Origin of the sequence: Pseudomonas sp. F1_0610 (assembly GCF_047470865.1) — a bacterium.
Lineage (GTDB): Bacteria > Pseudomonadota > Gammaproteobacteria > Pseudomonadales > Pseudomonadaceae > JAZDRH01.
Genome location: NZ_JAZDRH010000010.1, coordinates 56,312 through 78,581, shown reverse-complemented (window position 1 = coordinate 78,581; position 22,270 = coordinate 56,312). Strand labels below are relative to the sequence as shown.

25 protein-coding genes are annotated in these 22,270 nt (G+C 45.2%); 14 read left to right on the top strand and 11 right to left on the bottom strand.

What is annotated here, in order from left to right:
* Positions 1-900: 900 nt before the first annotated feature.
* The 7 genes from traJ to VQ643_RS07705 all read left to right on the top strand — a co-directional run bounded on the left by traJ (position 901) and on the right by VQ643_RS07705 (position 4,881).
* Positions 901-1,272 carry a conjugal transfer transcriptional regulator TraJ gene (gene traJ, locus VQ643_RS07735; protein WP_414198987.1) on the top strand — a complete coding sequence of 124 codons (372 nt, stop codon included), beginning with the start codon at positions 901-903 and terminating at the stop codon, positions 1,270-1,272.
* A gap of 65 nt (positions 1,273-1,337) precedes the next feature.
* Positions 1,338-1,535: a FitA-like ribbon-helix-helix domain-containing protein gene (locus tag VQ643_RS07730; protein ID WP_414198986.1), complete on the top strand. Its 198-nt coding sequence runs from the start codon at positions 1,338-1,340 to the stop codon at positions 1,533-1,535.
* A 112-nt stretch (positions 1,536-1,647) separates the two neighbouring features.
* Entirely contained in the window at positions 1,648-2,430 is a 783-nt protein-coding gene (trbJ, locus tag VQ643_RS07725) for a P-type conjugative transfer protein TrbJ (protein WP_414198985.1), read from the top strand.
* Positions 2,431-2,442: 12 nt separating this feature from the next.
* A complete protein-coding gene (gene trbK / locus VQ643_RS07720) occupies positions 2,443-2,679 on the top strand; it encodes an entry exclusion lipoprotein TrbK (protein ID WP_094112760.1) in 237 nt (78 codons plus the stop codon).
* Positions 2,680-2,689: 10 nt separating this feature from the next.
* On the top strand, positions 2,690-4,342 hold the full coding sequence (gene trbL, locus VQ643_RS07715; RefSeq protein ID WP_414198983.1) for a P-type conjugative transfer protein TrbL: 1,653 nt from the start codon (positions 2,690-2,692) through the stop codon (positions 4,340-4,342).
* 4 nt (positions 4,343-4,346) lie between these two features.
* Positions 4,347-4,592, top strand: coding sequence for a hypothetical protein (locus VQ643_RS07710; protein WP_414198981.1), 246 nt, complete (start codon positions 4,347-4,349; stop codon positions 4,590-4,592).
* A 64-nt stretch (positions 4,593-4,656) separates the two neighbouring features.
* Complete coding sequence (locus tag VQ643_RS07705) at positions 4,657-4,881, top strand: type I toxin-antitoxin system ptaRNA1 family toxin (protein WP_414198980.1); 225 nt, start codon at positions 4,657-4,659, stop codon at positions 4,879-4,881.
* 52 nt (positions 4,882-4,933) lie between these two features.
* Here the strand turns inward: VQ643_RS07705 and VQ643_RS07700 are convergent, their stop codons facing one another.
* Positions 4,934-5,125, bottom strand: coding sequence for a hypothetical protein (locus VQ643_RS07700; RefSeq protein WP_414198978.1), 192 nt, complete (start codon positions 5,123-5,125; stop codon positions 4,934-4,936).
* Positions 5,126-5,315: 190 nt separating this feature from the next.
* Between VQ643_RS07700 and VQ643_RS07695 the strand changes: the two genes are divergently transcribed.
* From VQ643_RS07695 to VQ643_RS07685, 3 genes are all read left to right on the top strand, one after another.
* Positions 5,316-5,531, top strand: a complete 216-nt coding sequence (locus tag VQ643_RS07695; RefSeq protein ID WP_414198977.1) for a hypothetical protein — start codon at positions 5,316-5,318, stop codon at positions 5,529-5,531.
* A complete protein-coding gene (locus VQ643_RS07690) occupies positions 5,528-8,026 on the top strand; it encodes an AAA family ATPase (protein WP_414198975.1) in 2,499 nt (832 codons plus the stop codon). Before VQ643_RS07695 ends, VQ643_RS07690 begins: the two co-directional genes overlap by 4 nt.
* 64 nt (positions 8,027-8,090) lie before the next feature.
* Positions 8,091-8,276 (top strand): hypothetical protein, encoded by a 186-nt coding sequence (locus VQ643_RS07685; RefSeq protein WP_414199036.1) that lies wholly within the window; start codon positions 8,091-8,093, stop codon positions 8,274-8,276.
* 260 nt (positions 8,277-8,536) lie between these two features.
* Here VQ643_RS07685 and speA read toward each other — a convergent pair whose 3' ends face one another.
* The 3 genes from speA to greB form a co-directional block, all read right to left on the bottom strand.
* Complete coding sequence (speA, locus tag VQ643_RS07680; protein WP_414198973.1) at positions 8,537-10,450, bottom strand: arginine decarboxylase; 1,914 nt, start codon at positions 10,448-10,450, stop codon at positions 8,537-8,539.
* 21 nt (positions 10,451-10,471) lie between these two features.
* Positions 10,472-10,843: a translation initiation factor Sui1 gene (locus tag VQ643_RS07675; protein ID WP_414198971.1), complete on the bottom strand. Its 372-nt coding sequence runs from the start codon at positions 10,841-10,843 to the stop codon at positions 10,472-10,474.
* Between the two features lie 232 nt (positions 10,844-11,075).
* Entirely contained in the window at positions 11,076-11,585 is a 510-nt protein-coding gene (greB, locus tag VQ643_RS07670; protein ID WP_414198968.1) for a transcription elongation factor GreB, read from the bottom strand.
* Positions 11,586-12,159: 574 nt separating this feature from the next.
* Here greB and VQ643_RS07665 point away from each other — a divergent pair.
* The gene (locus VQ643_RS07665; RefSeq protein WP_414198966.1) at positions 12,160-13,170 is read left to right on the top strand and encodes a hypothetical protein; all 1,011 of its coding nucleotides are present in this window, start codon (positions 12,160-12,162) and stop codon (positions 13,168-13,170) included.
* Positions 13,171-13,549: 379 nt separating this feature from the next.
* Here VQ643_RS07665 and VQ643_RS07660 read toward each other — a convergent pair whose 3' ends face one another.
* Positions 13,550-13,933, bottom strand: coding sequence for an acyl-CoA thioesterase (locus tag VQ643_RS07660; protein WP_414198964.1), 384 nt, complete (start codon positions 13,931-13,933; stop codon positions 13,550-13,552).
* Between the two features lie 140 nt (positions 13,934-14,073).
* Between VQ643_RS07660 and VQ643_RS07655 the strand changes: the two genes are divergently transcribed.
* Positions 14,074-14,466 carry a hypothetical protein gene (locus VQ643_RS07655; protein ID WP_414198962.1) on the top strand — a complete coding sequence of 131 codons (393 nt, stop codon included), beginning with the start codon at positions 14,074-14,076 and terminating at the stop codon, positions 14,464-14,466.
* Positions 14,467-14,534: 68 nt separating this feature from the next.
* On the opposite strand, the gene VQ643_RS07650 is transcribed toward VQ643_RS07655, so the two are convergent.
* Positions 14,535-15,134: a hypothetical protein gene (locus VQ643_RS07650; RefSeq protein WP_414198960.1), complete on the bottom strand. Its 600-nt coding sequence runs from the start codon at positions 15,132-15,134 to the stop codon at positions 14,535-14,537.
* 169 nt (positions 15,135-15,303) lie between these two features.
* On the opposite strand from VQ643_RS07650, the gene VQ643_RS07645 reads away from it, so the two are divergent.
* Positions 15,304-15,972, top strand: a complete 669-nt coding sequence (locus tag VQ643_RS07645; protein ID WP_414198959.1) for a hypothetical protein — start codon at positions 15,304-15,306, stop codon at positions 15,970-15,972.
* Positions 15,973-16,035: 63 nt separating this feature from the next.
* Here the strand turns inward: VQ643_RS07645 and VQ643_RS07640 are convergent, their stop codons facing one another.
* Both VQ643_RS07640 and VQ643_RS07635 read right to left on the bottom strand, forming a co-directional pair.
* A complete protein-coding gene (locus tag VQ643_RS07640) occupies positions 16,036-18,540 on the bottom strand; it encodes an ABC transporter permease (RefSeq protein ID WP_414199033.1) in 2,505 nt (834 codons plus the stop codon).
* Positions 18,540-19,208, bottom strand: coding sequence for an ABC transporter ATP-binding protein (locus VQ643_RS07635; RefSeq protein ID WP_414198957.1), 669 nt, complete (start codon positions 19,206-19,208; stop codon positions 18,540-18,542). Before VQ643_RS07635 ends, VQ643_RS07640 begins: the two co-directional genes overlap by 1 nt.
* 10 nt (positions 19,209-19,218) lie before the next feature.
* Here VQ643_RS07635 and VQ643_RS07630 point away from each other — a divergent pair, with 10 nt between their 5' ends.
* A complete protein-coding gene (locus VQ643_RS07630) occupies positions 19,219-19,833 on the top strand; it encodes an arylesterase (RefSeq protein ID WP_414198955.1) in 615 nt (204 codons plus the stop codon).
* 35 nt (positions 19,834-19,868) lie between these two features.
* Here the strand turns inward: VQ643_RS07630 and VQ643_RS07625 are convergent, their stop codons facing one another.
* From VQ643_RS07625 to VQ643_RS07615, 3 genes are all read right to left on the bottom strand, one after another.
* Positions 19,869-20,921, bottom strand: a complete 1,053-nt coding sequence (locus VQ643_RS07625) for an FG-GAP repeat protein (RefSeq protein ID WP_414198954.1) — start codon at positions 20,919-20,921, stop codon at positions 19,869-19,871.
* An 8-nt stretch (positions 20,922-20,929) separates the two neighbouring features.
* The gene (locus VQ643_RS07620; protein ID WP_414198952.1) at positions 20,930-21,721 is read right to left on the bottom strand and encodes a DNA polymerase beta superfamily protein; all 792 of its coding nucleotides are present in this window, start codon (positions 21,719-21,721) and stop codon (positions 20,930-20,932) included.
* Between the two features lie 156 nt (positions 21,722-21,877).
* On the bottom strand, positions 21,878-22,195 hold the full coding sequence (locus VQ643_RS07615) for an MliC family protein (RefSeq protein ID WP_414198951.1): 318 nt from the start codon (positions 22,193-22,195) through the stop codon (positions 21,878-21,880).
* Positions 22,196-22,270 lie beyond the last annotated feature (75 nt).

Here is a 22,270-nt window from a genome sequence, read left to right as displayed (position 1 = left end):
ATCCATCCAAGATTATCTAAAGATAATCCATCATGCGCGGTGCAGCTCGCGCCTTGAGGGCGCGTTCTGACCTTGCCAATAAAGCCCCGGCGGGCTTTATCAATCGGCCATAGGCCGATGGTTTAACGCCAGGAAGAGAAGGCGGCTCCAGTGGCCGCTGAAACGCCTTGTGAGAGGGGCAAGCAACCGGTGGGGCTGACCCATGCTCTGAAGCAGGACCCGCGTCTAACGGCGTTGGAGGGCCTCTGTGTTCGCTTATGGGCTATCTGTACTGAAACCTTGGCTCAAAACTTGAAACGGCTAAGCAGTGCCCATCCGTTCGGTAAGAATAATAAGAAGATTATTATTCTTATTATTACCAAGCTGGAATGAGGCATGCGTGCTGAATGCTCATCGCCAGTAGCCTGCGTGAAGGTGTCAACATCCGGAAAGGTTGCCCCTCAAGTATCAATACGTCGCCTTAGTGGTATGACGGGAGGGAAGGAAAATTTCTTGTGTTCATTGACACTTGAGGGGCGGGCTATGCCTTCCTTCTTGGCGTCCAACTCGCCCCATTGGGGCGAATGGTGTTCTTCGATTTCTAGCTATTCTGGATTTCGATTCAAGGCCGATTTAACAGCGATTATTAAGCGACCACGCCGATTACATGCCGATTCTTTAGCGATTATGAGCATGTTGCTAAGAATCGGCATTGGTTTGACGATAAAACGCCTTGTGTTCGATATCCGCTAGATTTGCAATAGTGGTTGGGATGCGGGCAGGATGGGTGAAGTTAGCTAACCGGCAAGCCGGTTATCTATCTTCACTGTCCCTTATTCGCGCCGGGGGCACTCAACGGGAATCCTGCTCTGCGAGGCAGCCGGCTACCGCTGGCAAAGAAGCAACAACCGAGGTTGGACTATGGAGAAAGACGAAAAGCAAACAGGCCGGAAGCGCCACCACCATTTACGGGTGCCGGTGTTCCCGGATGAGAAAGAAGAGATAGAACGCCAGGCTCGACAAGCGGGCTTGAGCGTTGCGCGCTACTTGCGAGAAGTCGGCCAGGGATATGAAATCAAGGGCATAACCGATTACGAGCGGGTTCGGGAGCTGGCCCGGATCAATGGTGATCTTGGTCGACTTGGCGGCCTGCTGAAACTCTGGCTGACCGATGACGTACGGACGGCCAAGTTTACCGAGGCCACCATCTTGGCGCTGCTGGGCCGGATCGAGGCCACCCAGGACGAAATGGGACGCGTCATGAAAAGTGTGGTGAGGCCAGACAGAAAATAATCAATACTTGATATTTTTGATTGCTTTGATAGCATTGGCTTCGGGTACACCAAAAGGGAAATGGTATGGCCAACGTGCTAATCAGAAACTTGCCCGCCGAGGTGCACCGTGCGTTGAAAGTTCGAGCAGCGCTAAATGAGAGGAGCACCGACGCGGAAATACGCGAAATACTGACAGCGGCAGTACAACCGCTGGAGCTGGATGAGGTTGGACGGGAAGTTGGGTTGAGTAAACCGGAGCCAGCGGAGAAAACTCGAACTTGATGCCGTGATTTTATAAAAAGGCCGCCCACCGGCATCGGGCAGGTCAATTACCGAATAGCGCGTAGTGCAGCTACTCGATGGATAGCAACTATTCATTTGAGAGGTATTGACCATGCGAAAAAATAGAATTTTAGCGGCTAAAAAAACTGCCCTAGCCGTTGCGCTTGCAACCGGCATTCTCTCCACCACTGTCACTTCTGTTCAGGCTGGTATCCCCGTCATCGACGGCGGTAATCTGACCCAGAACATCATGACTGCCATCGAGTCGGTAGCGCAGACGCTCAAGCAAATCGAGCAGTACCAGACCCAGTTGCAGCAGTACGAAAATCAGCTCCAGAACACGATGGCCCCAGCCGCGTATATCTGGGATCAGGCGCAGACTACGATCAACCGGCTGATTGCCGCGCAAAACACGTTGGCCTATTACGAGAACCAGCTAGGCAGCCTGGATCGTTACCTGGCCAAGTTTCAGGACGTGGCCTATTACCGCAGCTCGCCATGCTTCAACGGCAGCGGCGGATGCACGGATGCAGAGCGGGCTGCAATGTCTGAAAACCGTCGCCTGGGGTCAGAGTCGCAAAAGAAGGCCAACGATGCCCTGTTCCAGACCGTGGCCGACCAGCAAAAGGCTTTGAAGGATGACGCCCGTACCCTGGAGCGGCTGCAAGGCGCGGCCCAGGGTGCAACTGGCCAGCTACAGGCCATCGGCTATGCCAACCAGCTTGCCAGCCAGCAGGCCAATCAGCTCTTGCAGATTCGCACCATGTTGACCGCCCAACACAACGCAGAGGCAGCCCGGATTGCGGCAGAACTCGATGCCGAGGCGCGAGGTGATGCCAGGGCCGAGCAAATGCGTACCTGGACGTTTCGCCCGAGTCCGGCAGACAACTACTAGGGAGGCGGTGAGATGAATAAAATCTTTTTTACTGCGGCTGCTGCGGTGCTGTTATTGGCTGGATGCGAACAGGAGAGGATGCCCGAACCAAACGCGGCGACGTGTGCACCTGATGCATTCCAGGCAGCACTGAATGAAATGCGCAGCGAGGCGAACCGCGCGGCTTTCACCGAGGAATGCAGAGCATTCCAGAAGGCCAAGCAGATGCGCCAATGGGAGTTCAAGCCCAGCCCTAAAGACAATTATTGAGGTGGCCAGCATGGTTAAGAAAATTGTTTTTGGTGGCCTGATGGTGGCAGTTACTGCGGTGTTAGCTGAACCGGCAATGGCGCAGGAACTTAGCAGTAGCGGTGTCATGAATGACGTCCTGGAGCGTTTTCACAATACGGCATCAACCTGGGGGCCTGCCATTGAAGCTGCCGCATCCCGGCTGTTCTGGGCGCTGGTTGTGATTTCGATGGTCTGGACGTTCGGCATGATGGCCTTGCGCAAGGCCGACATTGGCGAGTTCTTCGCGGAGTTCGTCCGGTTCACGATCTTCACCGGCTTTTTCTGGTGGCTGCTGACGAATGCCACTACCGGCATGAATATCGCTGGAACGATGGTTGAGTCCTTGCAAATGCTGGGAGCGCAGGCAGGAGGTTTGTCTGATAGCAAGCTGGGGCCATCAAGCATCCTCGACTTGGGTTTTGAGCTGTATCACAAAACAGTACAGGCCACGTCGGAACTGGGGTGGCGACAGTTCGCAACGGCCTTGGTCATGGAGTTGTTGGCCATTGCTGTGTTGATCGTCATGGCATTGATCGCGATTAACCTACTGCTGGTCATGGCATCGGCTTGGATTCTGATGTATGCCGGCATTTTCTTTCTCGGATTTGGTGGGTCGCGTTGGACTTCCGACATGGCGATCAACTACTACAAGACCGTGTTGGGCGTGGCCGCGCAGCTCATGGCGATGGTGCTGCTGGTCGCAATTGGCAAGCAGTTCATCAATCACTATTACGCGCAAATCAGCGAGGGTGTGACCTCTCAAGAGCTGGCCGTTATGTTGGTGATTGCTTTGATATTGCTGTTCCTGGTCAACAAGGTTCCTTCGATGATTTCCGGGATTGTGACGGGCGCGAGCCTGGGCGCTATCGGTGGAGCGGGTAGCTTCGGTGCAGGCGCAGCTATAGGGGCTGCAATGACAGCGGCAAGCATGGCCACCGGCGGCGCGGCAATGGCTGGTAAGGCCGTGATGGGAGCTGCTACCGGGGCTGTGGGCGGCGCATCGGCCATCCAGGCGGCATTCCAGAAAGCATCAGCCAGCATGGGCGCCGGTGGCGATATGCCCAGCATGGGGTCGATAGTCAACAGTGGCGGCAGCGGCGGTGGTGAGGCTGGTACGGCTGGCAGTTCACCGTTTGCCCAGGCAGCAGGCTTTAGCGACAGCGGTAGCAGCTCAAGTGGTGGCGGTTTTGCCAGGGCGGCGAAGCTGGCCGCTGGTACTGCATCCGAGCTGGCCAAGGGTGTCGGTTCTCAAATGCAGCAAGGGTTCCAGGAGCGGGTAGCAGAGACAACCGGCGGAAAACTGGCGGCTGGAATCAGGGCCAGCATGGAGCCAGGAGAAAACACGGCGCAGAGTACCGAAGGGCAGAATTTTGAGGGTAACAGCCTTGGCGGTGATGCTGGCAGTTCCGGCAAACCAAGTGGCGGCGGCTGGATAAATCAAACCGGCGGATTCAACGCGCTGTCAGAGTCTGACCAGGCGCAGGCAATGGCGTCTCATGCCGAATGGCAGGGCAAGAGTGAGGGCAATACGTTCGGAGTCGAGGACTACGTTTCGTATGCCCAGGAGCGGCAGCAGGAGCGGAATGTTGAGGTTGCTGGTTTCGTGAGTCCTAACGCTGACAACAACGAAGGAAGGAGCTAGACCAATGACAACACCTTACATGGCCGCATTGACGGCCCTGGATGAAACGCCAAGGGAAGAAGCTGGCCAAGCGTTTTTTTCGCCGCTGGGCGACCAATCGACCGAGGTTGATAGAGAGGCGGAAGCGGCGGCTTTTGTCGCACGGCCAGACCCTATGCGAGAGCTTGAAGCCAAGCCGGTACGCATCGAGGCCAAGGGAGGCAGTAATCAGCGGTCGGCATTCGCGGAAGCGGCGGGGCTGTACTTGTGAGGCGCACCGGGCTGGTTGTGGCCAGCCCGGCACTTTCAATCAACACCTATTGGAGAGGTGAATCATGACAACACAACATATTATCGAAGCCGGGCAAGTAGTGCATCAGGCCGCCCACATTCTTGCTTCTCTGGAGTACATAGACCAGGCCGCAGCGCAGAGCTTGGGGCCATTGGCCGAAGCCGTCGTTAACGCTTTCATGGTGGTGTACTACCAGGCCGAAACGGGCCGGGCGACCAAGGCAGATTTTCAGGAAGCTATGAGAACCCTACGTCAAGCATGTGGCTAATGGTGTTTTGAGTAAATGCGCAAATGAAGAAAGGCGGCCAATGGTCGCCTTTTTATTGCTCATCATTGGGCCATTCTCGGCCTACAGGTGGAGCATCGATCCATTCACGTTCTTCTGACAGCAATGGGTATACGCCAGCGACTTCAGCCTCGTCCAGCAACTCGCGCAGTGTATAGCGTGACTTGGATGGTTTTGCTGCTGTGTCGGTCAACGCGCTTTTCTCTTGCTGATTTGTATTTTCCATGCTTGTTCCTCTATTTATGCTCAAACCTTGCGATAGTGGCCTCTCGCGTGATAGCCAAATTAAGATGGTACTGGTTCTCTGGCTCGTCGAAACTTTCTACGAGTGTTAGCATAACTACAAATTTGAAAGAAAATGAATCATTTAGAGTCACTTTTATGACTTTTAAGAGAGGCAATTAAAGGGGAAGGGTATGGAATTCGATCCAGGACTATCATTTTCGGACAACCTTGCTCGTTTCCGGGCGGAAGCGGAGCGCATTGATGCTGATTGTGCTCATATTCTTTTCGAAAACTTGACGTTACTTATGCGCGATGGTGATGGGAATAATATTCGTCAGGCTGTTCAGGAGTTCAATCGGGCGGTTCTTGCCGCGCTTGACAACTTGCCAGAAGGGCCAGCTGTATGAGTAGATATTTTCTCGCCTCCGCCTCTATTGAGGGGTTTCGCGGCATCAACAATGATGGCGATCCGCTCATCTTGAAATTTAAACACGATGCTGTTAATTCCGTGCATGCGCCCAATGGACACGGAAAAAGCTCTATCTTTGAGGCGTTACACTTCGCTCTGCACGGCACGGTGCCGCGCCTAGAGGGAATGCAGGATGCCGAGCAGGGCGGAAGTTACATCGTCAACAAGTTCCATCCGGCGCAACAGGCGACGATTGCCCTTGTTTTCAGAAGTGATGACGGTACGCCTGATGTGTCGATCACCGTAACCCGAACGCCGGCGAGCGATAGGATCGTTACTTCGCCTTCAGGTCATGCTGATCCAGGCCGATTCCTTGCTGATCTTTGCGAAGATTTCGTGCTCGTCGATTATCCACGTTTCGCATCCCTTGTGGACTGCTCGGCGCTGGAGCGTGGACGTTCCTTCGCTTCATTGGTTGGCATGAGCCGCTACTCCCAACTTCGGCAAGCGCTCGATGGAGCCAAACACACTCGCAATATCAACAACGATCTCGGATTGTCCACACTTGAGGGTGAAGTTACTGCCAATAACCGCTTGTTGGTGAGCACTGAGCAGCGCATTCTCGCTGCGCATCAGGAAGTAACCGGCCAGGCTGGTGGTCAGATGGCGGATACCGCTGTGCTGAAAGCACAGGTGACGGCCGGGCTGGAGGGGATATCTCTTTTCACGCCACTACTTGCCAACACCTCAGTGATGGACCTCGACTTTGACGCCGCTGAAAAGATTGTTGACCAGGAGGAAGGCGGCGCAGCCCGAAAAAACCTTGATGGCCTTAATAATGCCGTCACAACTTTCGTTGGCTTGCAAGTCTCGGCGGCTGACCTTGCGGAGATCGACGCATTGGTGGCTGCGGCTAAGGTGCGCGACGACGCTATGCGCAAGGTCGGTGCCGCCAGCTTGCACGCCTTGCTCAAAGACGCCCTGACTGTCGTGAACAGTGCGGATTGGCACGACCCTAAGGTTTGCCCCGTCTGCGAGAAGGCCGGTGATGGGCCGCTTCGGGATCAACTGGAAGCTAAAATCGCCTTGTATGATGAGGCCGAACAACTTGACGCAGAGCTGAAGCGACAGGTGCAGAATGCGGGATGTATCGGCAAGCTCCGCCAACTCGAAGAGCAAGCACGCCTTGGCATTGACGACGTCGATCGTATCGCGCCGACCCTGATGCTGGCTGCACGCCAGTCATCAGTTTCAACGGCGGATCTGGAGCGCGCAAAGGTTGCGCTCGACGTGCTGGAGAAAAAAAGGGTGGATGTAATTGCGGAGGTCAATGCCGAGATTACGACACTGCAAGCCAGCTTACCTCCCTCGCTTGTTGCTGTCACTCGTACCCTCGGACAGGCTAAGCAATTCCGCGACGCTATGACGGAATATGAGGTAGCACTTCCAGCGCTGGATGCCAAACGGGCGAAGCTTGCCAAACTCAATCGCTGGAAAACCTTTATCACGAACATGGCCGGGCAATTCGCAACGGCCGAAAGCGTGCTGGCCAATACACGCATTACAGATATTCAGGCTAGTGGTCAGGATCTTTTTGGGAGTCTGATGCGCGGAGGTCCGGACGTGCGACCGATGTTAAATCGTGCTCAAAATACAGAGCAAGTGGATTTGAAACTCGCCGATTTCTTTGGACTTCCCGACCAAAGTGCACGTGCGCTCTTATCGGAAAGTTACCGCAATGCGGTCGCAGCTTCTATCTTCATGGCGGCTGCTACCCGACACCAAGGCGTGCCGCGATTCATGGTGCTTGACGATGTGACCTCAAGTTTTGATGCTGGGCATCAGTTCAGCTTGATGGATACGATTCGGACAAAGCTTCGCTATGGAGCACCAAACGGGCTACCTGGTGGCCTGCAATTCATCATCCTTAGTCATGATACGAGCCTTGAGAAGTATTTTGACAGGCTCAATGGCACGCAGGAGTGGAACCACCAGAAACTGCAAGGCATGCCGCCCCGAGGACGGCTGATGATTGCGGCGCAACAAGCGGATCGTCTGAAGGCACAGGCAGAACAATATCTGAATGCCGGACAGCTTGATATTGGAGAGCCGTTTGTCCGTCAGTACCTCGAGTACAAACTAGGGCAGATCATTACCCGTTTGGAGATTCCCGTGCCGCCAGATTATGCGACGCGGGGCGACAAGCGCACGCTTTCTACATATGTGGATGCGATCACGGCAGCAGTCTCGCTGTATGAAGCAGCTGGATGCTGCGTGCTCTCTGTTCAACAGATAACCGATCTTCGAAACCATCACATGCCGTCGATAATGGCAAATTATGTCAGTCATTATGAGACGGGCGTGGGAAATCCTTTTAACGCCTATGCCATGCTTGGCGTTCTGCAAAGTGTGGACGCGCTTGCCGATTGTTTTTGTTGGACTGATCCTGCTAACAATCAACGCAGATATTATCGTAGGCTTGATAGACAATGATTACGCAAAGATTGCATGAGCAAGTAACTGGCTTTATTCAGTCCAGGTCTCCCGAGGAGGTGAGATGAAGAACCAAAAGATTTCCGTGCCGGCCTTCTTGGATGATGGTCCGAGTGTTGACTTGCCTGTTTTTATTTCAACGACTAACGCTAGAGAGTTGTACGGATTACGAGAGGGGGAAACTGTATCCGACGCCATGGCTCGACACAAACAAGAGTGTGCAGAGCGTGCTTCTCAAGGTAAAAAATGAAACGTGGTATTTTTCATGGCTTTAGTATTTAATCGGTTTTTAACTAGTTGTTTTTAAAGTGAAAATTAACTTTATTTATAATTGAGTGGGAATGATCTCAGGTTAGCACCAGCTGCTAGTTGGCATTAAATGATATTTAAGCCCATGTTTTCATGGGCTTTTTTGTGTCTGATGCTTGAACTAAAAAACTACACTTTTAAACTCCCCCGAAAAGTTAGCCCAACTTTTTTGGAGTAGTTCATTTAGTGGGGGTTTTATGCTTAAGGCGTTAAGTAAGATGAGCGCGTTAGACCTAGGCGTAATGCATCTAGGTACATTGAGCGTTCGTAGCTAGTTAAATCAGCGTTGGCGACCTTGTTGCGATAATGCGTCATCAGTTGTTCAGGCACTAAATGCACATAACGAAGCATATCTTCGATGGTGTCATGCTCTTCGATACCTGAATGGAAAACAGAGCCGTCTTCCTTTTGGTACAGATTCACTGAATCGGTATCGCCAAAAAGGTTATGCATATCACCAAGAATTTCTTGATAGGCACCCACTAAGAAAATACCTAATAAATAGTCCTCGCCTTCACGCAGTTCGTGCACTGGTAAGCTGGTTTCTATGCTTTGTTCGTCAACATATTGGCGAATTTTACCGTCTGAGTCACAGGTTAAGTCTTGTAAAACAGCGCGGCGCATTGGTTCTTCTTCTAAGCGTTGTAGTGGCAGAATAGGTAAGATCTGACCAATAGCCCAAGTATCAGGCAAGCTTTGGAATACAGAGAAGTTACAGATATATTTATCGGCAAGCTTATCGTTTAATTCATCTAATACAACGCGGTGTGAGCGTTGGCGCGCTTTAAGTTGGTCAAGTAAGCGACGGCATAGGGCAAAGTAACATTGCTCAGCAAAGGCTTTTTCTTGCAGGCTAACTTTGCCAGCCGCATATTGTGATGACATCTCTTCCATGAAGTGTGTAGCGCGCCAGTAGCTTTCTGCGGCGGTATCAGGCTCGTCGTTTTTGAGTAGATCAATAATTTCTTCTAGGGCTTCTGGGTGCTCAGCTTCAGGATCGATTTCAGGCATGCGATCATCATGCTGTTCAACATCAGTAACCTGTACTACTAGCATGGCATGATGCGCTGTTATAGCGCGTCCACTTTCAGAGAAAATATGCGGGTGTGGTAGATCAGAACGATCACAGAAGTCTTTGATTGTAGCAACAATAGCGGCTGCGTAGTCTTCCATATCATAGTTGATAGAACTAGGATTGCGTGAGTGTGTACCATCATAGTCCACACCTAAACCGCCACCTACATCGATATGATCAACGGGCAAACCCAGTGCGCGTAACTCAGCATAATAACGAATGGCTTCACGTAAACCTTTACGGTAATCGGCAAGATTGGATATTTGCGAACCCATGTGGAAATGCAACAGACGAATACCGTCAGCAATACCTGCTTGGGTAAAACTGTCAACAACGCTTAATACTTGAGCAGCAGATAAACCAAATTTAGCACGTTCGCCACCTGTGTCTGCCCATTTGCTAGAGGCTAGGGAAGATAGGCGCACACGCACGCCAATTTGAGGTAGCACATTGAGCGTTTTGCTTTCTTCAATAATAAAGCGCACTTCTGAAACTTTTTCGACCACGATGAAAACATTATGGCCAAGACGCTGCCCCATTAAGGCAAGGCGGATGAACTCACGGTCTTTATAACCATTACAGGTGATGGTGCTACCTTTAGGTGCAAGAGCTAAAACAGCCAGTAGCTCTGCTTTAGAGCCTGCTTCTAAACCAATGGCAGCATCTTTAGTGGCTATTACACTTTCAATAACAGCTTCTTGTTGATTAACTTTGATAGGGTACAAAGCGGTATAGGTATTGTTGTATTCGTAGTGCTCAATACTGGCTTGAAAGGCAGCGTTTAAGCGACGTACTCGGTCTTGTAAAATATCAGGAAAACGAATAAGCAATGGCAGTTGTAATCCAGCTGCTTGCAAGCGCTTAATTTGTTGGGCAAGATCAATGCTTTGGCTAGGGTTTCGATTAGGCGTAACCTGTATTTTACCATCATCACTGATATGAAAATACCCGCTGCCCCAGTGTTTCATCCCGTAAATGCTACGGGTATCAGCTACAGTCCATTGAGAGCCATCATTTTTGCGCGTGCGCTGTACTGCCATGGATACTCCTTAGAGCGGAGGCTAGCCTCCGGATTTTTTACAAGTAAAACCGCGTTGTTGTAGTTCTTGCAGTAATAAATCAACCTGATCGCCTTGAATCTCGATCACCCCATCTTTAAGTGAGCCGCCAACGCCACAACGTTTTTTGAGGGCTTTGGCGAGTTCTTTCAACTCACTTTCTTTGAGTAACACACCTGCTACAGTTGTAACAGTTTTTCCACCACGCCCTTTATTTTCGCTGCGTATACGAACAATGCCATCACCTTGTGGTACCACATCATTATTGCATTTGCATTGTGTTATAGGTTGCTCGCACTCAGGGCAAAGTTTGCCTTGGTCTGTGGAATACACTAAACCGCCTAATGCTGAGAAAGAATTCAACTTGGACGACACAATAAAATCCTTGGGTAATGATAATGCGCGTAGATTAGACCCTATGACGCAAGGATTGAAGTGTTAGATACGATATTTCGTAAAAAAGCATGAAATCATCGTCAGCTTACTATATAGATACACAAAACAGACTGTGCTAAACAGCTGTAAATGCCTCTAAAATCAAGCTATTAACCAAGTGTGTGGAGCTACTATAGAAGCTGTGGGAGGGAAGTCAAATTTCGACTGTTGTTTAATCTTCATACGTTGGGTAGCTAATTTCAATGATGTACCAAGTTTTTTCGCCTTCTGGTGTGTGTACTACGACTTCTGCATCTAAATTTTTGCCAACTAATGCACGTGCTAAAGGCGCATCAATGCTGATCTGTTGTTTTTTTAAATCAAACTCATCAGGCCCTACAATTTGATAACGTACTTCTTCGCCTTCATCATCTTCCAAAGTAACCCACGCGCCAAAGTAAACCTTATTGATATCAGCTGGGCGCTCGGTGACTACCTGGAGCTTTTCTAAGCGTTTAGTTAGGAAACGAACCCGACTATCAATCTGACGTAGCATTTTTTTACCATAAGTATATTCAGCATTTTCAGAGCGATCGCCTTGGGCAGCAGCCTCACTTACAGATTGTGTGACCTTAGGACGTTGGACATTCCATAACTCATGCAATTCTGCGCGTAGTGCTGCTTCACCTGCTGGAGTGATTAATGCAGTGCCTGCTGAGCGGGGTGGGCGATAGCGACTCATAAAAGCTCCGAAAGTACAGAGTAAAATAACCATTGCATAAAGCTTTAAAGTATACCTAAGTGCTGGCTAAAAAGTACTGGCTAAAAAGTAGCGACCTATAAAATGGATTAGCAGACTATTTTTATTTGGCTTGGTTTTACCTTATAGGGAATTTATGGGTTGCCTAGGACTTTAAATAATGGGAAATTCTTAGTGGGTACTGCACTAAATCTAAAATTATTAGTGCAGTTGTAATGGTTTGATTTAATTAAGACTCATTAATCTGGCACATAGGGCTTCTGGAATAGCTAAGCTTTTATGGGCTTGATAATCAAAATGTACCATAACACAAATGCCAGTAGCTACGAGTACATTGTTTTGAATAGCTTGGTGATTTGGTATGATCACCTTCTTATAGCTAAGATCGAACAGGTATAGCTGTGTTGAGCACAGCCTCATAATATCTAATTTAGGAAACGAGTATAATAGTTGATAGAACTTCTTTATCTTTTTTATTGTTCATGTAAAATAATTTTTTAAGTTTACCTGACTTGGTTATGCAGGTTTATAAGTATATTTTAGGATAATCAAAATAATGTTTAAGAAAATTATTTTAGCAGGATTTGTTATTTTCTCTCAGTTTGTCGTCAATGCACAGGGAGAAGGGAAGTATGAACATTTTAGTAATGAAAATACTACTGTTAATTACACAGGGCAATTTAGGTTTAATAATATGCACTGCTCTTTTATTATCAATGGATTAATGTTTAGTGCATCTATCTTAAAATTAAACGATGGCTGGGAGCCTGAAAATATCACATGGGGGGATGATATTGGTGCTTTGCTAGTTGAAGGGGAAAATACAATTGAGATGGAAGGTTTTCAAATTCCTCAACAAACAAGAGATGGCTCTGACTCTTATTGTGAAATGACAATAACTGCAATGGCAGAAAATAAAATAACAGGAGAAGAAGGTAGTAAAGAGGTTTTTAACCTTAGAATATCTTATGATGTAGAGGGTAAATTTACGGTGGCAGATAGTAAAAAATATCCTGAACCTTCAGTAACTGATATGCCTACATTGAGATCTTTAGAGAGTAAAGCATATGATGTTGATTGGGTAAATAACGATATAATGGCAAAGCGACACTTACAAGTGAATCATCCCACTAATATATATTCTTGGATGAAGGCAAAACCATTCCAAAATACGCCTGAGAATCGAGCAAGATTATGGAATGCATATGCAGAGATAGAAAAAGCATTAGAGAAACGGGATGAGAAAAAACTAGAAGCAATCTTTGCATTAGCAAGTCAAGAAACAGATCGCTATACAGGTTATACCGGTGAAGGATCACGCCGTTGGAATGCAATTTTAGAAATGTTTAGACAAAATTGGAAAGCATATGGTTATGAACCTGTTGCCATTGATAAAAATGATTATGAGTTAGAAATTGCCAGTCATGGAAAACTTTTTAGATTTGTTCGTAAAGAGAGCTTTATGTTCCCTCCGCTTCTGTATAAAAACCGTATTGATAATGATACAGCTACATATCGTTTTTATTTCACTGAAATAGATGGGAAAATAGTGCCAGCACTCTTATAAGATGCTCTGTAAATATTATTAATTTTAAGATTAATATGAATTACATGGCTATTTATGATGTTTAATACTTGCAGACATGTGTCATGCTTTAGTGATGCTGCACATTTCTGTGCGTAGTGCGGCTTTATTTGCTAGGTAATAGCGACTCATAAAAGCTCCGAAAGTACAGAGTAAAATAACCATTGCATAAAGCTTTAAAGTATACCTAAGTGCTGGCTAAAAAGTAGCGGCCTATAAAATGGATTAGCAGACTATTTTTATTTGGCTTGATTTTACCTTATAGGGAATTTATGGGCTGCCTAAGGCTTTAAATAAAGGGAAATTCTTAGTGGGCACTGCACTAAATCTAAAAGTATTAGTGCAGTTGTAATGGTCTTATTTAATTAAGACTCATTAATCTGGCACATAGGGCTTCTGGAATAGCTAAGCTTTTATGGGCTTGATAATCAAAATGTACCATAACGCAAATGCCAGTAGCTACGAGTACATTGTTTTGAATAGCTTGGTGTTCAATAGTGATAGAAGATGTGCCAATTTTGATGATTTTTGTATGAATGACCACTTCATGCTCAATAAAGGTTTGTGCAAGGTATTCAACTTCTTGGCGACGTAAAATTAAGCTTAAATCTGAGAAGTTAGCCGTTGTACTAAAGAGTTTGAAAATAGGTATTCGACCTTGCTCAAACCAAACGGGCATAGCTGTGTTGGATACATGACCCATAATGTCTACTTCAGAAAAACGAGGTATAATAGTTAATTGCATTGCTTTATCCTTTTTATTATTCATGTAAAATAATGCCTTTTTTAGATTATTTAATCATTTATTATTTAGTCGTAGAAGATAATAATTAAAGGTTGGGGTTTTCTATTATTTTAAAGTTATTTATATAAATTGGAAATTTTATGGAAGATACTTATCAGATTGAAAATAAATCTGAGAATGAGTTTAGCTATTCATCAGATTATATTAATTTTATTAATAACGAATTTAAGGATATAGATTTAGAACCTTGGTGGATGTTGTGTGAATCTGAGAAGTTAATGAATTTTTGGTTTCAGGCGCTTAAGAAGCAGTATCCTGCTAGGCACTTAATTCCTTTTGCAAAAATAGACTATTCTGATGATATTGCTTGTTTTGATGCTAATGATATATCAGGTGATCCTAGAGTGATCTTTATTCATGCTTTTGCATTGGAAGGATGGGAATATAGAGGGGAGGTTGCAAATTTTGCGAAATGGTTACAGCGTGCCAAAGAAGAATCAATAGCGTATAAGAAAAGTAGTTTAGATGAGTAATGTTGTTTAAGAATCTGTAGCCGCCTCCATCAGAAGCGGCTTATTAAGGCTATATCAAGTCGTCAGTATTACTGGCGGAAGAGTTGCTCATGTACCCAGCCTTTATTTGTCAATAATAAAGTCGCTTTTCCTTTGCGCTCTGGGGCTTCTAGCAGTTGTTTTAATTTGCCGTCAAACTCTAATATGGCTGGGTTCTCAGCCCATTTAGCAAGTTCTTCTATGGTATAGGTGAAATTAACATAAGATACAGTGATGCCGTTATGTGGGTTAGGGCTAGTAAAATTCTCAATATTTTTTACGCTATAGCGCCCCGTGCAGAACTTATTGGTATGAGTATCTTCAACGAAGTATTTTTCTCCGTCCTTAGTCATCTCATATTCCATGCCTTCTTTGATGGCAGAACCAAATAGTTGGTTGACTTCTACTTGGGTAGGCTTGCTGCTAAGTAAACCTAGCTTCACCAGAATATCCGCTTGGCGTTTGTCAAAACTGCTATTTACCAGAACAAAGGGAGTTTTATTCTGAGGTAATGGCAAACAGATAGCAGGCTGTAATCCGTTGTAAAAATTTTGAATTGACTTGCTGAAGTTGCTGCTGGTTGCTTCTTGTGGGTCAGTGCAGCCTGCTAGCGTGAGGGTTAGGGCCAATAAGCTTAATGGGTATTTCATCTAAGTACTCCTTGTATCGAAAATATTCCTAGTTTAAGGTTTTTTTCATAGTAATGCTGACTCTTTTAAGCTTTAATTGTAAGGCTTTCAATGACTGAAAATTAAAGAATAAAACCTGTAAATCTTGCCTTGAAACTACATAATTCTGAAAAAATAGGTTTGTAATGATATGAAAAAGCTATGCGTATTTTTTATGCTGCTACTGGTAACAGGCTGTAAAACGGTGGGCGGTGGTGCTCCAGCGGGTTTGGTGGAAAGCGATACCTTACTGGGTGCTCAGATTAGTAAAAATACTATTGATGTAGTAGGGCAGAAAAATCATTACCAATTTAAAAATGGCGATATAGCCGATTTACAGGCATTTTTAAAAACGCCTTATGCAAAGCATGCGTTTTTTAACCGTGTTGAGTTGTCCATCACAGGAGGACAGTTAGTAGGTGCTTATATCCTCTATATTGATCCTAAAAAGCTCAATGCTAAAACGAATAAAGCGTTAATGGAAAATTACGGCTTTGCTCATACTCCTGAGCTTGAGGTCTTTCTTCCAAAAGAAATTTATCCAGTGGCGGCACGTGATGGTGTACCTACGCGAACCTACTATTTTGATGCACAAAAAACACGTTTAATTAATGCGCCTGAAATTGTAAAAAATACGGTATTAGTAGAGAAGCAACAAGATGTAAATATCATTGATCTTGATAAACAGTTACAGGCGCAAATACCGGCTGATAAAAGTGAAAGCGGAGCAGCAAATGCTGTGAAGTGGATTGGTGTTGCAGCCGCTGTAGCTGCCACTATATGGCTACTAAAACAAGACGTAGATAATGCTACTAAGTAATTATGCTAAGCATAGATTTATCTTAAAAGAAGAGTGAGCCATTGAGCTCACTCTTTTTATGCGCTATTTATCGCCACGAAGTACCAACATAGGGCTTGAGTTAATGGCTTTACGTGTTCCTATTAAGCCTGCACAAGTAATAATAATGGCGCCGAAAAGAGGAAGTGTGATGAGCCAAGGGTGCCAGTTCCATTCAAACTCAAAGGCGTAGCGGTAAAGTAAGTAGCTACTTAACTCGCAACCTAGCCAAGCGATAAGCCCACTGGTCATGCCAATCACTGCAAATTCATTGCGGCGTGCTTTTTGTAGTAACTTACTAGGCGCACCAATGGCACGTAGGATAGCGCCATGCCTAATACGTTGCTCTAGCGTGCTTTGCAAGCCTGCAAATAATACGGCAATTCCAGCCGCCAAAACAAAAAGTAAAACAAACTCTACAGCTAATGTTACTTGCCCAAGAATAGTACGTAGCTGTTCTAAAATAGCATCTAGCTGAAACAGTGTAACACTTGGGAAATTATGGTTAATGGCCAGTAAATTTTGCTCTTGTCCTTTTGCTAGATAAAAACTGGTCATCCACGTATGGGGAATGTCATTTAAGCTATTGGGTGTAAAAATAACAAAGAAATTAGGCTGCATGCTATTCCAGTCGACGCTACGCAAGCTGGTAATAGTGCCTGTTCGTTGTTCGCTACCAAAGTTAAAGGTTAGACTATCACCTAGTTTTAAATGTAAGCGTTCGGCAAATTTATCTTCAACAGAAATAGCGCCAATGTTAGCGTGGTTTTTGTTGAACCAGCGACCCTCAACAATGCTATTACTGGCGGGTAGTTGATAAGTCCATGTTAGATTGAGATCGCGCTCTAAAGAACTGTGTGCGCTGGCTTCCATAGGATGTTGGCTAACAGGCTTGCCATTAATTTGAGATAAACGCCCAGGCAACATGGGAAACATGTTGGCTTTTTTCTCAGTAAAACCTTCAACAAAACTTGCAAAGCCGATTTGTTCTTTATCTAAAATATTAATAGCAAAAATGTTCGGGGCGTCTTCAGGAAGTTGCGACTGCCAGCTACCGAGTAATTCAGTGCGTAGTAAAATGACCAAAGCCATTGCCATAAGAATGAGCCCAAAAGCTAGCGTTTGACCAATAGCTGCAATGGGATGCCCTAGCAATTGCCCAAAACCCAAACGCCAAGCTAGCCCTGCATTAGCTAAGCGTTTGCGGAGTGCTTTAAGACCCAGCCAAACGATTAAACCTAGAACTAAACCTGCGGCTAGAATACCTCCGATCAGGGCAAAAGTTAGCCAGAGATCAAGGCTTAAGCGCCACATAATCAGCGTAACAGCCGCTAAAGCACTACCATAAATTAACCAACTACTCAGCGGGGTTGGCACTAGCCCGCGGCGAAGAACGCGTAATGGCGGCACTTTTCCTAATGCCATCAGCGGGGGTAATGCAAATCCTAATAGTGTGATTAGACCAATGCTGCTGCCTGTGATGTTGGGCATCAGGCTCATGCTGGGTAGATTGCTAGGCAGCATATCTTTAAGTAGAAACAGTAGTATGGCCTGTGCACTCATGCCTAATATAGAGCCAATAATACAGGCAACAACACCTAGTAAAATAATTTGCATGCTGAATAATTGAGAAGTTTGCCGACGTGCTAAACCTAAGCAACGCAGTAATGCAGCATGATCAAAACGGCGTCGCGCAAAATGGCTAGCAGATAGTGCAATAGCTACCGCCGTAAGTAGAATCGCAGCAAGACTTGCAAGGTTAAGATAGCGTTCGGCTCTATCTAAAGCACCACCTACTTGTTGATTGTCTTCACTAAGATCCTTGATGCGTTGTTGAGGCAATAGCGTTGGTTTTAGTTGGAGTGCAAGCTGGTCGATGAGTGCTTTATCTTCACTGGCCCATAAATAGTTATAGGTTAAGCGACTACCTGGTTGAATCACACGGCTAGCAGGAATATCTTGTATATTCATCAGTGCCCGTGGACTTAAGCTATTAAAGTTGCCGCCACGATCGGGTTCGTAGGTTAAAACACGGGTTACCTGTAGCTGAGTTGCCCCTACATCTAAGAAGTCACCTATTTCTATACCTAATAAAGGTATAAGCCGCGCCTCTAACCAGATTTCTCCCTGTTGTGGAGCAGAACCTTTTTCTACTTCGCCATAGAGCTCAGCAGTGCTTTCTAGTTGTCCACGTAATGGGTAATGGTGGCTAACAGCTTTAACGCTTGCTAGTTGAATGCCATTATCTGAAACCAGAGCTGTGGCAAATTCTATTGTTTTAGCGGCTTTAATAGCGGGATTATTGGCCAGTGCTTTTTGTTCTTTTTTAGCGGCAATAGTGCCTGTTAGAGCAAGATCTGCGGCTAGAAACTCGCCTGACCGCTGTTGCATAGCGCCTTGTAATCGTTCACTAAAATGGCCGATAGCGCTACTTGCTGCAACAGCAATAACAACGGCCCAAAATAAAACGCGTACTTCGCTTGAGCGGCGTTCACGCCACAATTGGCGAAAGGCTAGTAAGGTTAATTGCTTTAACGACTGACGCATAATTAAATCTGTTTACCTGCTTCAAGGCGTAATTGGTGCTGGCAGCGTGCTGCTAGTTGTTCGTCGTGTGTTACTAACACTAAGGTAGCGCCTTGTTCATTGTTTAATTCAAAGAGTAAATCACGAATACACTCGCCAGTAACACTATCTAAGTTGCCTGTAGGCTCATCAGCAAATAAAATTTTAGGCTTGGCGGCAAAGGCTCGAGCAATAGCAACACGTTGTTGCTCGCCGCCTGATAGTTGTAATGGCGTATGTTTTAAACGATGATCTAGACCAACGCGCTTTAACAAGGCTTCAGCTTGTTCTCTTGGGTTGGGTAATCCATCCAGTTCTAAGGGTAGCATCACATTTTCAACAGCTGTTAAGGTTTCTAATAACTGAAAAGATTGAAAGACAAAGCCGACATACTCAGCACGCACTTGGGCGCATTGATCCTCATCTAAGAGTTCTAGCTTATGCCCAGCTAGTTCTATGCTGCCTGCGCTAGGTCGATCTAAGCCAGCTAACAGGCCTAACAGCGTTGACTTACCAGAACCTGAGCTGCCAACAATCGCTAAAGAGTCGCCTTGCGCTAAAGAAAAAGACAAACTATGAAGTAGCGTTAAGTCGCCTTCTGCGGTAGAAACTACTTTATTCAAGTTTTCAACATTTAAAATCGGTCGGCTCATGGAGTTTCCAATGCGTAAATGGTTTATCACTGCTTTTCTAGGGTTATTTTACATAACCACAACATTAGCACAGACCCAAACAGTGCTTGTGATGGGCGATAGTATCAGTGCTGGCTTTGGTGTTGAAATAGGCAAAGGCTGGGTAACACTATTTGAGCAGCGTTTACTAGATAAAGGTCACGATTTTAAAGTGATTAACGCGTCTATTAGTGGAGAAACCAGTGCGCAAGGCTTAGCACGATTGGAGTCATTACTCATTAAGCATCAACCAAATTACGTCATTATCGAGTTAGGCGGCAACGATGGTTTAAGAGCCTTAGCTTTACCAAAACTGGAGGCTAACTTAGAGCAAATGATCCAGCAAAGCAAAGGCTCAGGTGCAAAAGTTTTACTTTTGGGCATGCAAATCCCCCCCAATTATGGCCCAGGTTACACGGATGGCTTTAAGGCAATTTACGCAAAGCTGGCCGATAAACATCAGATTGCCTTAGTACCTTTTTTTCTTGAAGGCATAGCCGGGCAGACAGATTTAATGCAAAACGACGGCATTCATCCCACAACAGCCGCTCAGCCACAGTTGTTGGATAATATGTGGGCTAGCTTCTTAACGCTGTTAAATGAGTAAAGATACAAGCACTGCTTAGACCTATTACCTTGCTTTTAACGCTCATCAATCGGGGTGCAAATTGCAGGGTAGCCAGAATCTTCACTAATGTTCTCAGCTGATTGTTGCTCAAATGCAGGTAATGGCAGGTGCTCAAGTTTTTTTGCATCTAAATCAATATAAGGAATAACAGGGCAATTCATAGCATGAACTGACTTGCCCGTGTTGTCTTCAAACTGAGTTGCTGTTTTAGTCCATTTAGGATCAACAGTAACTAGTTTGTATTGAGTTAACTGCCAAATAGGTAGCCCAATTGAAGGTAATGCATGCTTATGAGTTGGAAATTGATAACCTAAATCACTAAGTACTGTGTAGCAGCGCTCACCTAGGTTTAATGCATTAAAGGCGGCAAGTGATTTTTCGGTTATCTGGTTATTGCGGTTTAGCTCAATGGCCAACGAATAATGAATAGAACCTTCTTGATTGGCCTCTGGAATAGCTAGGCAGTAATAGCCTTTATTGGCTTTTCGTAGCGGAATTAAAACGCTTTCGGCACTTGTTTCAGTAAAAGAAAAATCAGGCAGAATATGATACAGCGATAAAAATACGGGATAGGGCTCATGACGCCAATAAGAAGTTGATGTAATTAAATTTTTTCCAATAACTCTAGGCTCTTGAATTTCATCTAATGTCTGTTGGTATCTGTATGTTTGAGGATTAAATAACCAGACTTGGTAAAACTCACCAAGGCTACCTGCAGATACTTTCACCATTAAGTCTAGATAACCATCTTGATTAATATCCACCGCTATCGGCGTGCTACCAATCTGGCCCCAAAACATGTTTTTTCTTAATGCTTCACCCTCAATTACTTGGAGTTGATTATTGTCTTTATCATAGAGTCGAACTGAATGAAATAAGTCTTGCTTAAGCGCTGGGTCATAGAGAAACGCATATCTTATTTCTAGGGAGTCATCGCCTACTTTAATTGCTTGAGGACTTTTTTCTACAAGGCTGAGTGGTGGCTCAAATACGTTAGCTAATGAATACGTAGAAACTAAAATTAAGCTGGCCGTTATGAAACGAAGTAGGTAATTAATAAATAACATGGTTTAATTTAGCTCCAAACTTCGGTTAATACGCTACGAAATAAATCAGACAGTAAAGGTTCAGTTTCTTTAATCGAATAAATATCATTAATGATAACAGATTCAGCACGTAAGAGCTCTTGAGTGATAAAAGAGTGAATAGGCTCTATAAAAGGTGATAAATCTAGCTCTAAGTTAGTTTTCTTTTGTAGAACCAGCTGCTTAAGAGATTCTTTTAAACTGATTTGATTAGGTAAAATGCTACAAAGCCTTGCAAATTCAATAGGAGCGGGTTGTTGATAAAGCTCTAACCAACGCGCAGATAGTAATGCGCGTAGAGTATAAAGATATTTTTTTAGCGGTATATAATCTTTTGTTAAACACTGCTTAAAATTACTTTTTGCCATATGGTAATAATGATAATGCCCACGCTCTAAAGAATAAACTTTGGGAAGTAATTCTTTGGCTTTTTGATGAAAGGACCCTTTATATTCATAAACAATGGGGGACTGTATCCACTCTACAAAGCCTGGGTTAGACTTTTGCAGCAATTGTAGTGCTTTGCGTAAGTCCCAGCCATTAATATCTATATCATCAACGATGGGATATTCAATAACATCGCGTTGGCTTTCTATATTAATAGAAAGATACCAGTCTTGAGGGTGTACATAGATAAAACGTGCATCATAATCGCTATTTTTTGACTCAAAACCCCAAGCGCGACTGCCTGACTCAACAGCTAATAATATTTTTACATCATGCTCGTCTTCTATAGTGCGTAAACGTTTTTGTATTTCGTTGTGAACAGATGAGTTTGGCATAGTATAAAAATGGTGCCTGGTGATTTAATGCAAAGCTATGCATTAAGTAGGCGAGTCGAGGAAAATTATATTTTCGATGTTAATATTATATGGATATATGCAATCAGCATGTTATTAATAATTTAATAACATGCTGTAACTCTATTTTAACTGTGCTTATTTACTAACACAGTTTTCAAGAATGGTGCTGTCACCAAAGTTTACAAAAGCATTATCATTTTTTGTGCTTAAGCTATAAGGTAGATTTTTATCTGCTGAAGTATAAACAGCGCCAGAGCCACTTGGTGATTCAGTTAAAAGCAGTTGACGGCCATCTACTGTAACCACTGCAAAAGATTGTTTGTCGTTTACGAAAGTAACAGGTAGGGAAATAGCACGATCACACTTAAAAACAACTTGTTTCACTTCAGCAGCAAAAGAAGGTTGAGCTAAAACCGCTGTAGCTAGGCCTAAAATGAGAGCGTATTTTTTCATAATTCAAATCCTATTTTTAAATTAAATTTAGCTCAGTTGTACACCAAGCTAGAAGGCTAATTTACGCTAGATTTT

Coding starts and splice junctions, on each gene's coding strand:
- VQ643_RS07645 (WP_414198959.1), top strand. CDS start 15,304: ATGAAAAAGCTATGCGTATTTTTTATGCTGCTACTGGTAACAGGCTGT.
- traJ (WP_414198987.1), top strand. CDS start 901: ATGGAGAAAGACGAAAAGCAAACAGGCCGGAAGCGCCACCACCATTTA.
- VQ643_RS07695 (WP_414198977.1), top strand. CDS start 5,316: ATGGAATTCGATCCAGGACTATCATTTTCGGACAACCTTGCTCGTTTC.
- VQ643_RS07660 (WP_414198964.1), bottom strand. CDS start 13,933: ATGCAATTAACTATTATACCTCGTTTTTCTGAAGTAGACATTATGGGT.
- VQ643_RS07705 (WP_414198980.1), top strand. CDS start 4,657: ATGACAACACAACATATTATCGAAGCCGGGCAAGTAGTGCATCAGGCC.
- VQ643_RS07710 (WP_414198981.1), top strand. CDS start 4,347: ATGACAACACCTTACATGGCCGCATTGACGGCCCTGGATGAAACGCCA.
- VQ643_RS07620 (WP_414198952.1), bottom strand. CDS start 21,721: ATGCCAAACTCATCTGTTCACAACGAAATACAAAAACGTTTACGCACT.
- VQ643_RS07615 (WP_414198951.1), bottom strand. CDS start 22,195: ATGAAAAAATACGCTCTCATTTTAGGCCTAGCTACAGCGGTTTTAGCT.
- greB (WP_414198968.1), bottom strand. CDS start 11,585: ATGAGTCGCTATCGCCCACCCCGCTCAGCAGGCACTGCATTAATCACT.
- trbK (WP_094112760.1), top strand. CDS start 2,443: ATGAATAAAATCTTTTTTACTGCGGCTGCTGCGGTGCTGTTATTGGCT.
- VQ643_RS07730 (WP_414198986.1), top strand. CDS start 1,338: ATGGCCAACGTGCTAATCAGAAACTTGCCCGCCGAGGTGCACCGTGCG.
- VQ643_RS07630 (WP_414198955.1), top strand. CDS start 19,219: ATGCGTAAATGGTTTATCACTGCTTTTCTAGGGTTATTTTACATAACC.
- trbJ (WP_414198985.1), top strand. CDS start 1,648: ATGCGAAAAAATAGAATTTTAGCGGCTAAAAAAACTGCCCTAGCCGTT.
- VQ643_RS07685 (WP_414199036.1), top strand. CDS start 8,091: ATGAAGAACCAAAAGATTTCCGTGCCGGCCTTCTTGGATGATGGTCCG.
- VQ643_RS07625 (WP_414198954.1), bottom strand. CDS start 20,921: ATGTTATTTATTAATTACCTACTTCGTTTCATAACGGCCAGCTTAATT.
- VQ643_RS07650 (WP_414198960.1), bottom strand. CDS start 15,134: ATGAAATACCCATTAAGCTTATTGGCCCTAACCCTCACGCTAGCAGGC.
- VQ643_RS07635 (WP_414198957.1), bottom strand. CDS start 19,208: ATGAGCCGACCGATTTTAAATGTTGAAAACTTGAATAAAGTAGTTTCT.
- speA (WP_414198973.1), bottom strand. CDS start 10,450: ATGGCAGTACAGCGCACGCGCAAAAATGATGGCTCTCAATGGACTGTA.
- VQ643_RS07665 (WP_414198966.1), top strand. CDS start 12,160: ATGTTTAAGAAAATTATTTTAGCAGGATTTGTTATTTTCTCTCAGTTT.
- VQ643_RS07690 (WP_414198975.1), top strand. CDS start 5,528: ATGAGTAGATATTTTCTCGCCTCCGCCTCTATTGAGGGGTTTCGCGGC.
- trbL (WP_414198983.1), top strand. CDS start 2,690: ATGGTTAAGAAAATTGTTTTTGGTGGCCTGATGGTGGCAGTTACTGCG.
- VQ643_RS07655 (WP_414198962.1), top strand. CDS start 14,074: ATGGAAGATACTTATCAGATTGAAAATAAATCTGAGAATGAGTTTAGC.
- VQ643_RS07700 (WP_414198978.1), bottom strand. CDS start 5,125: ATGGAAAATACAAATCAGCAAGAGAAAAGCGCGTTGACCGACACAGCA.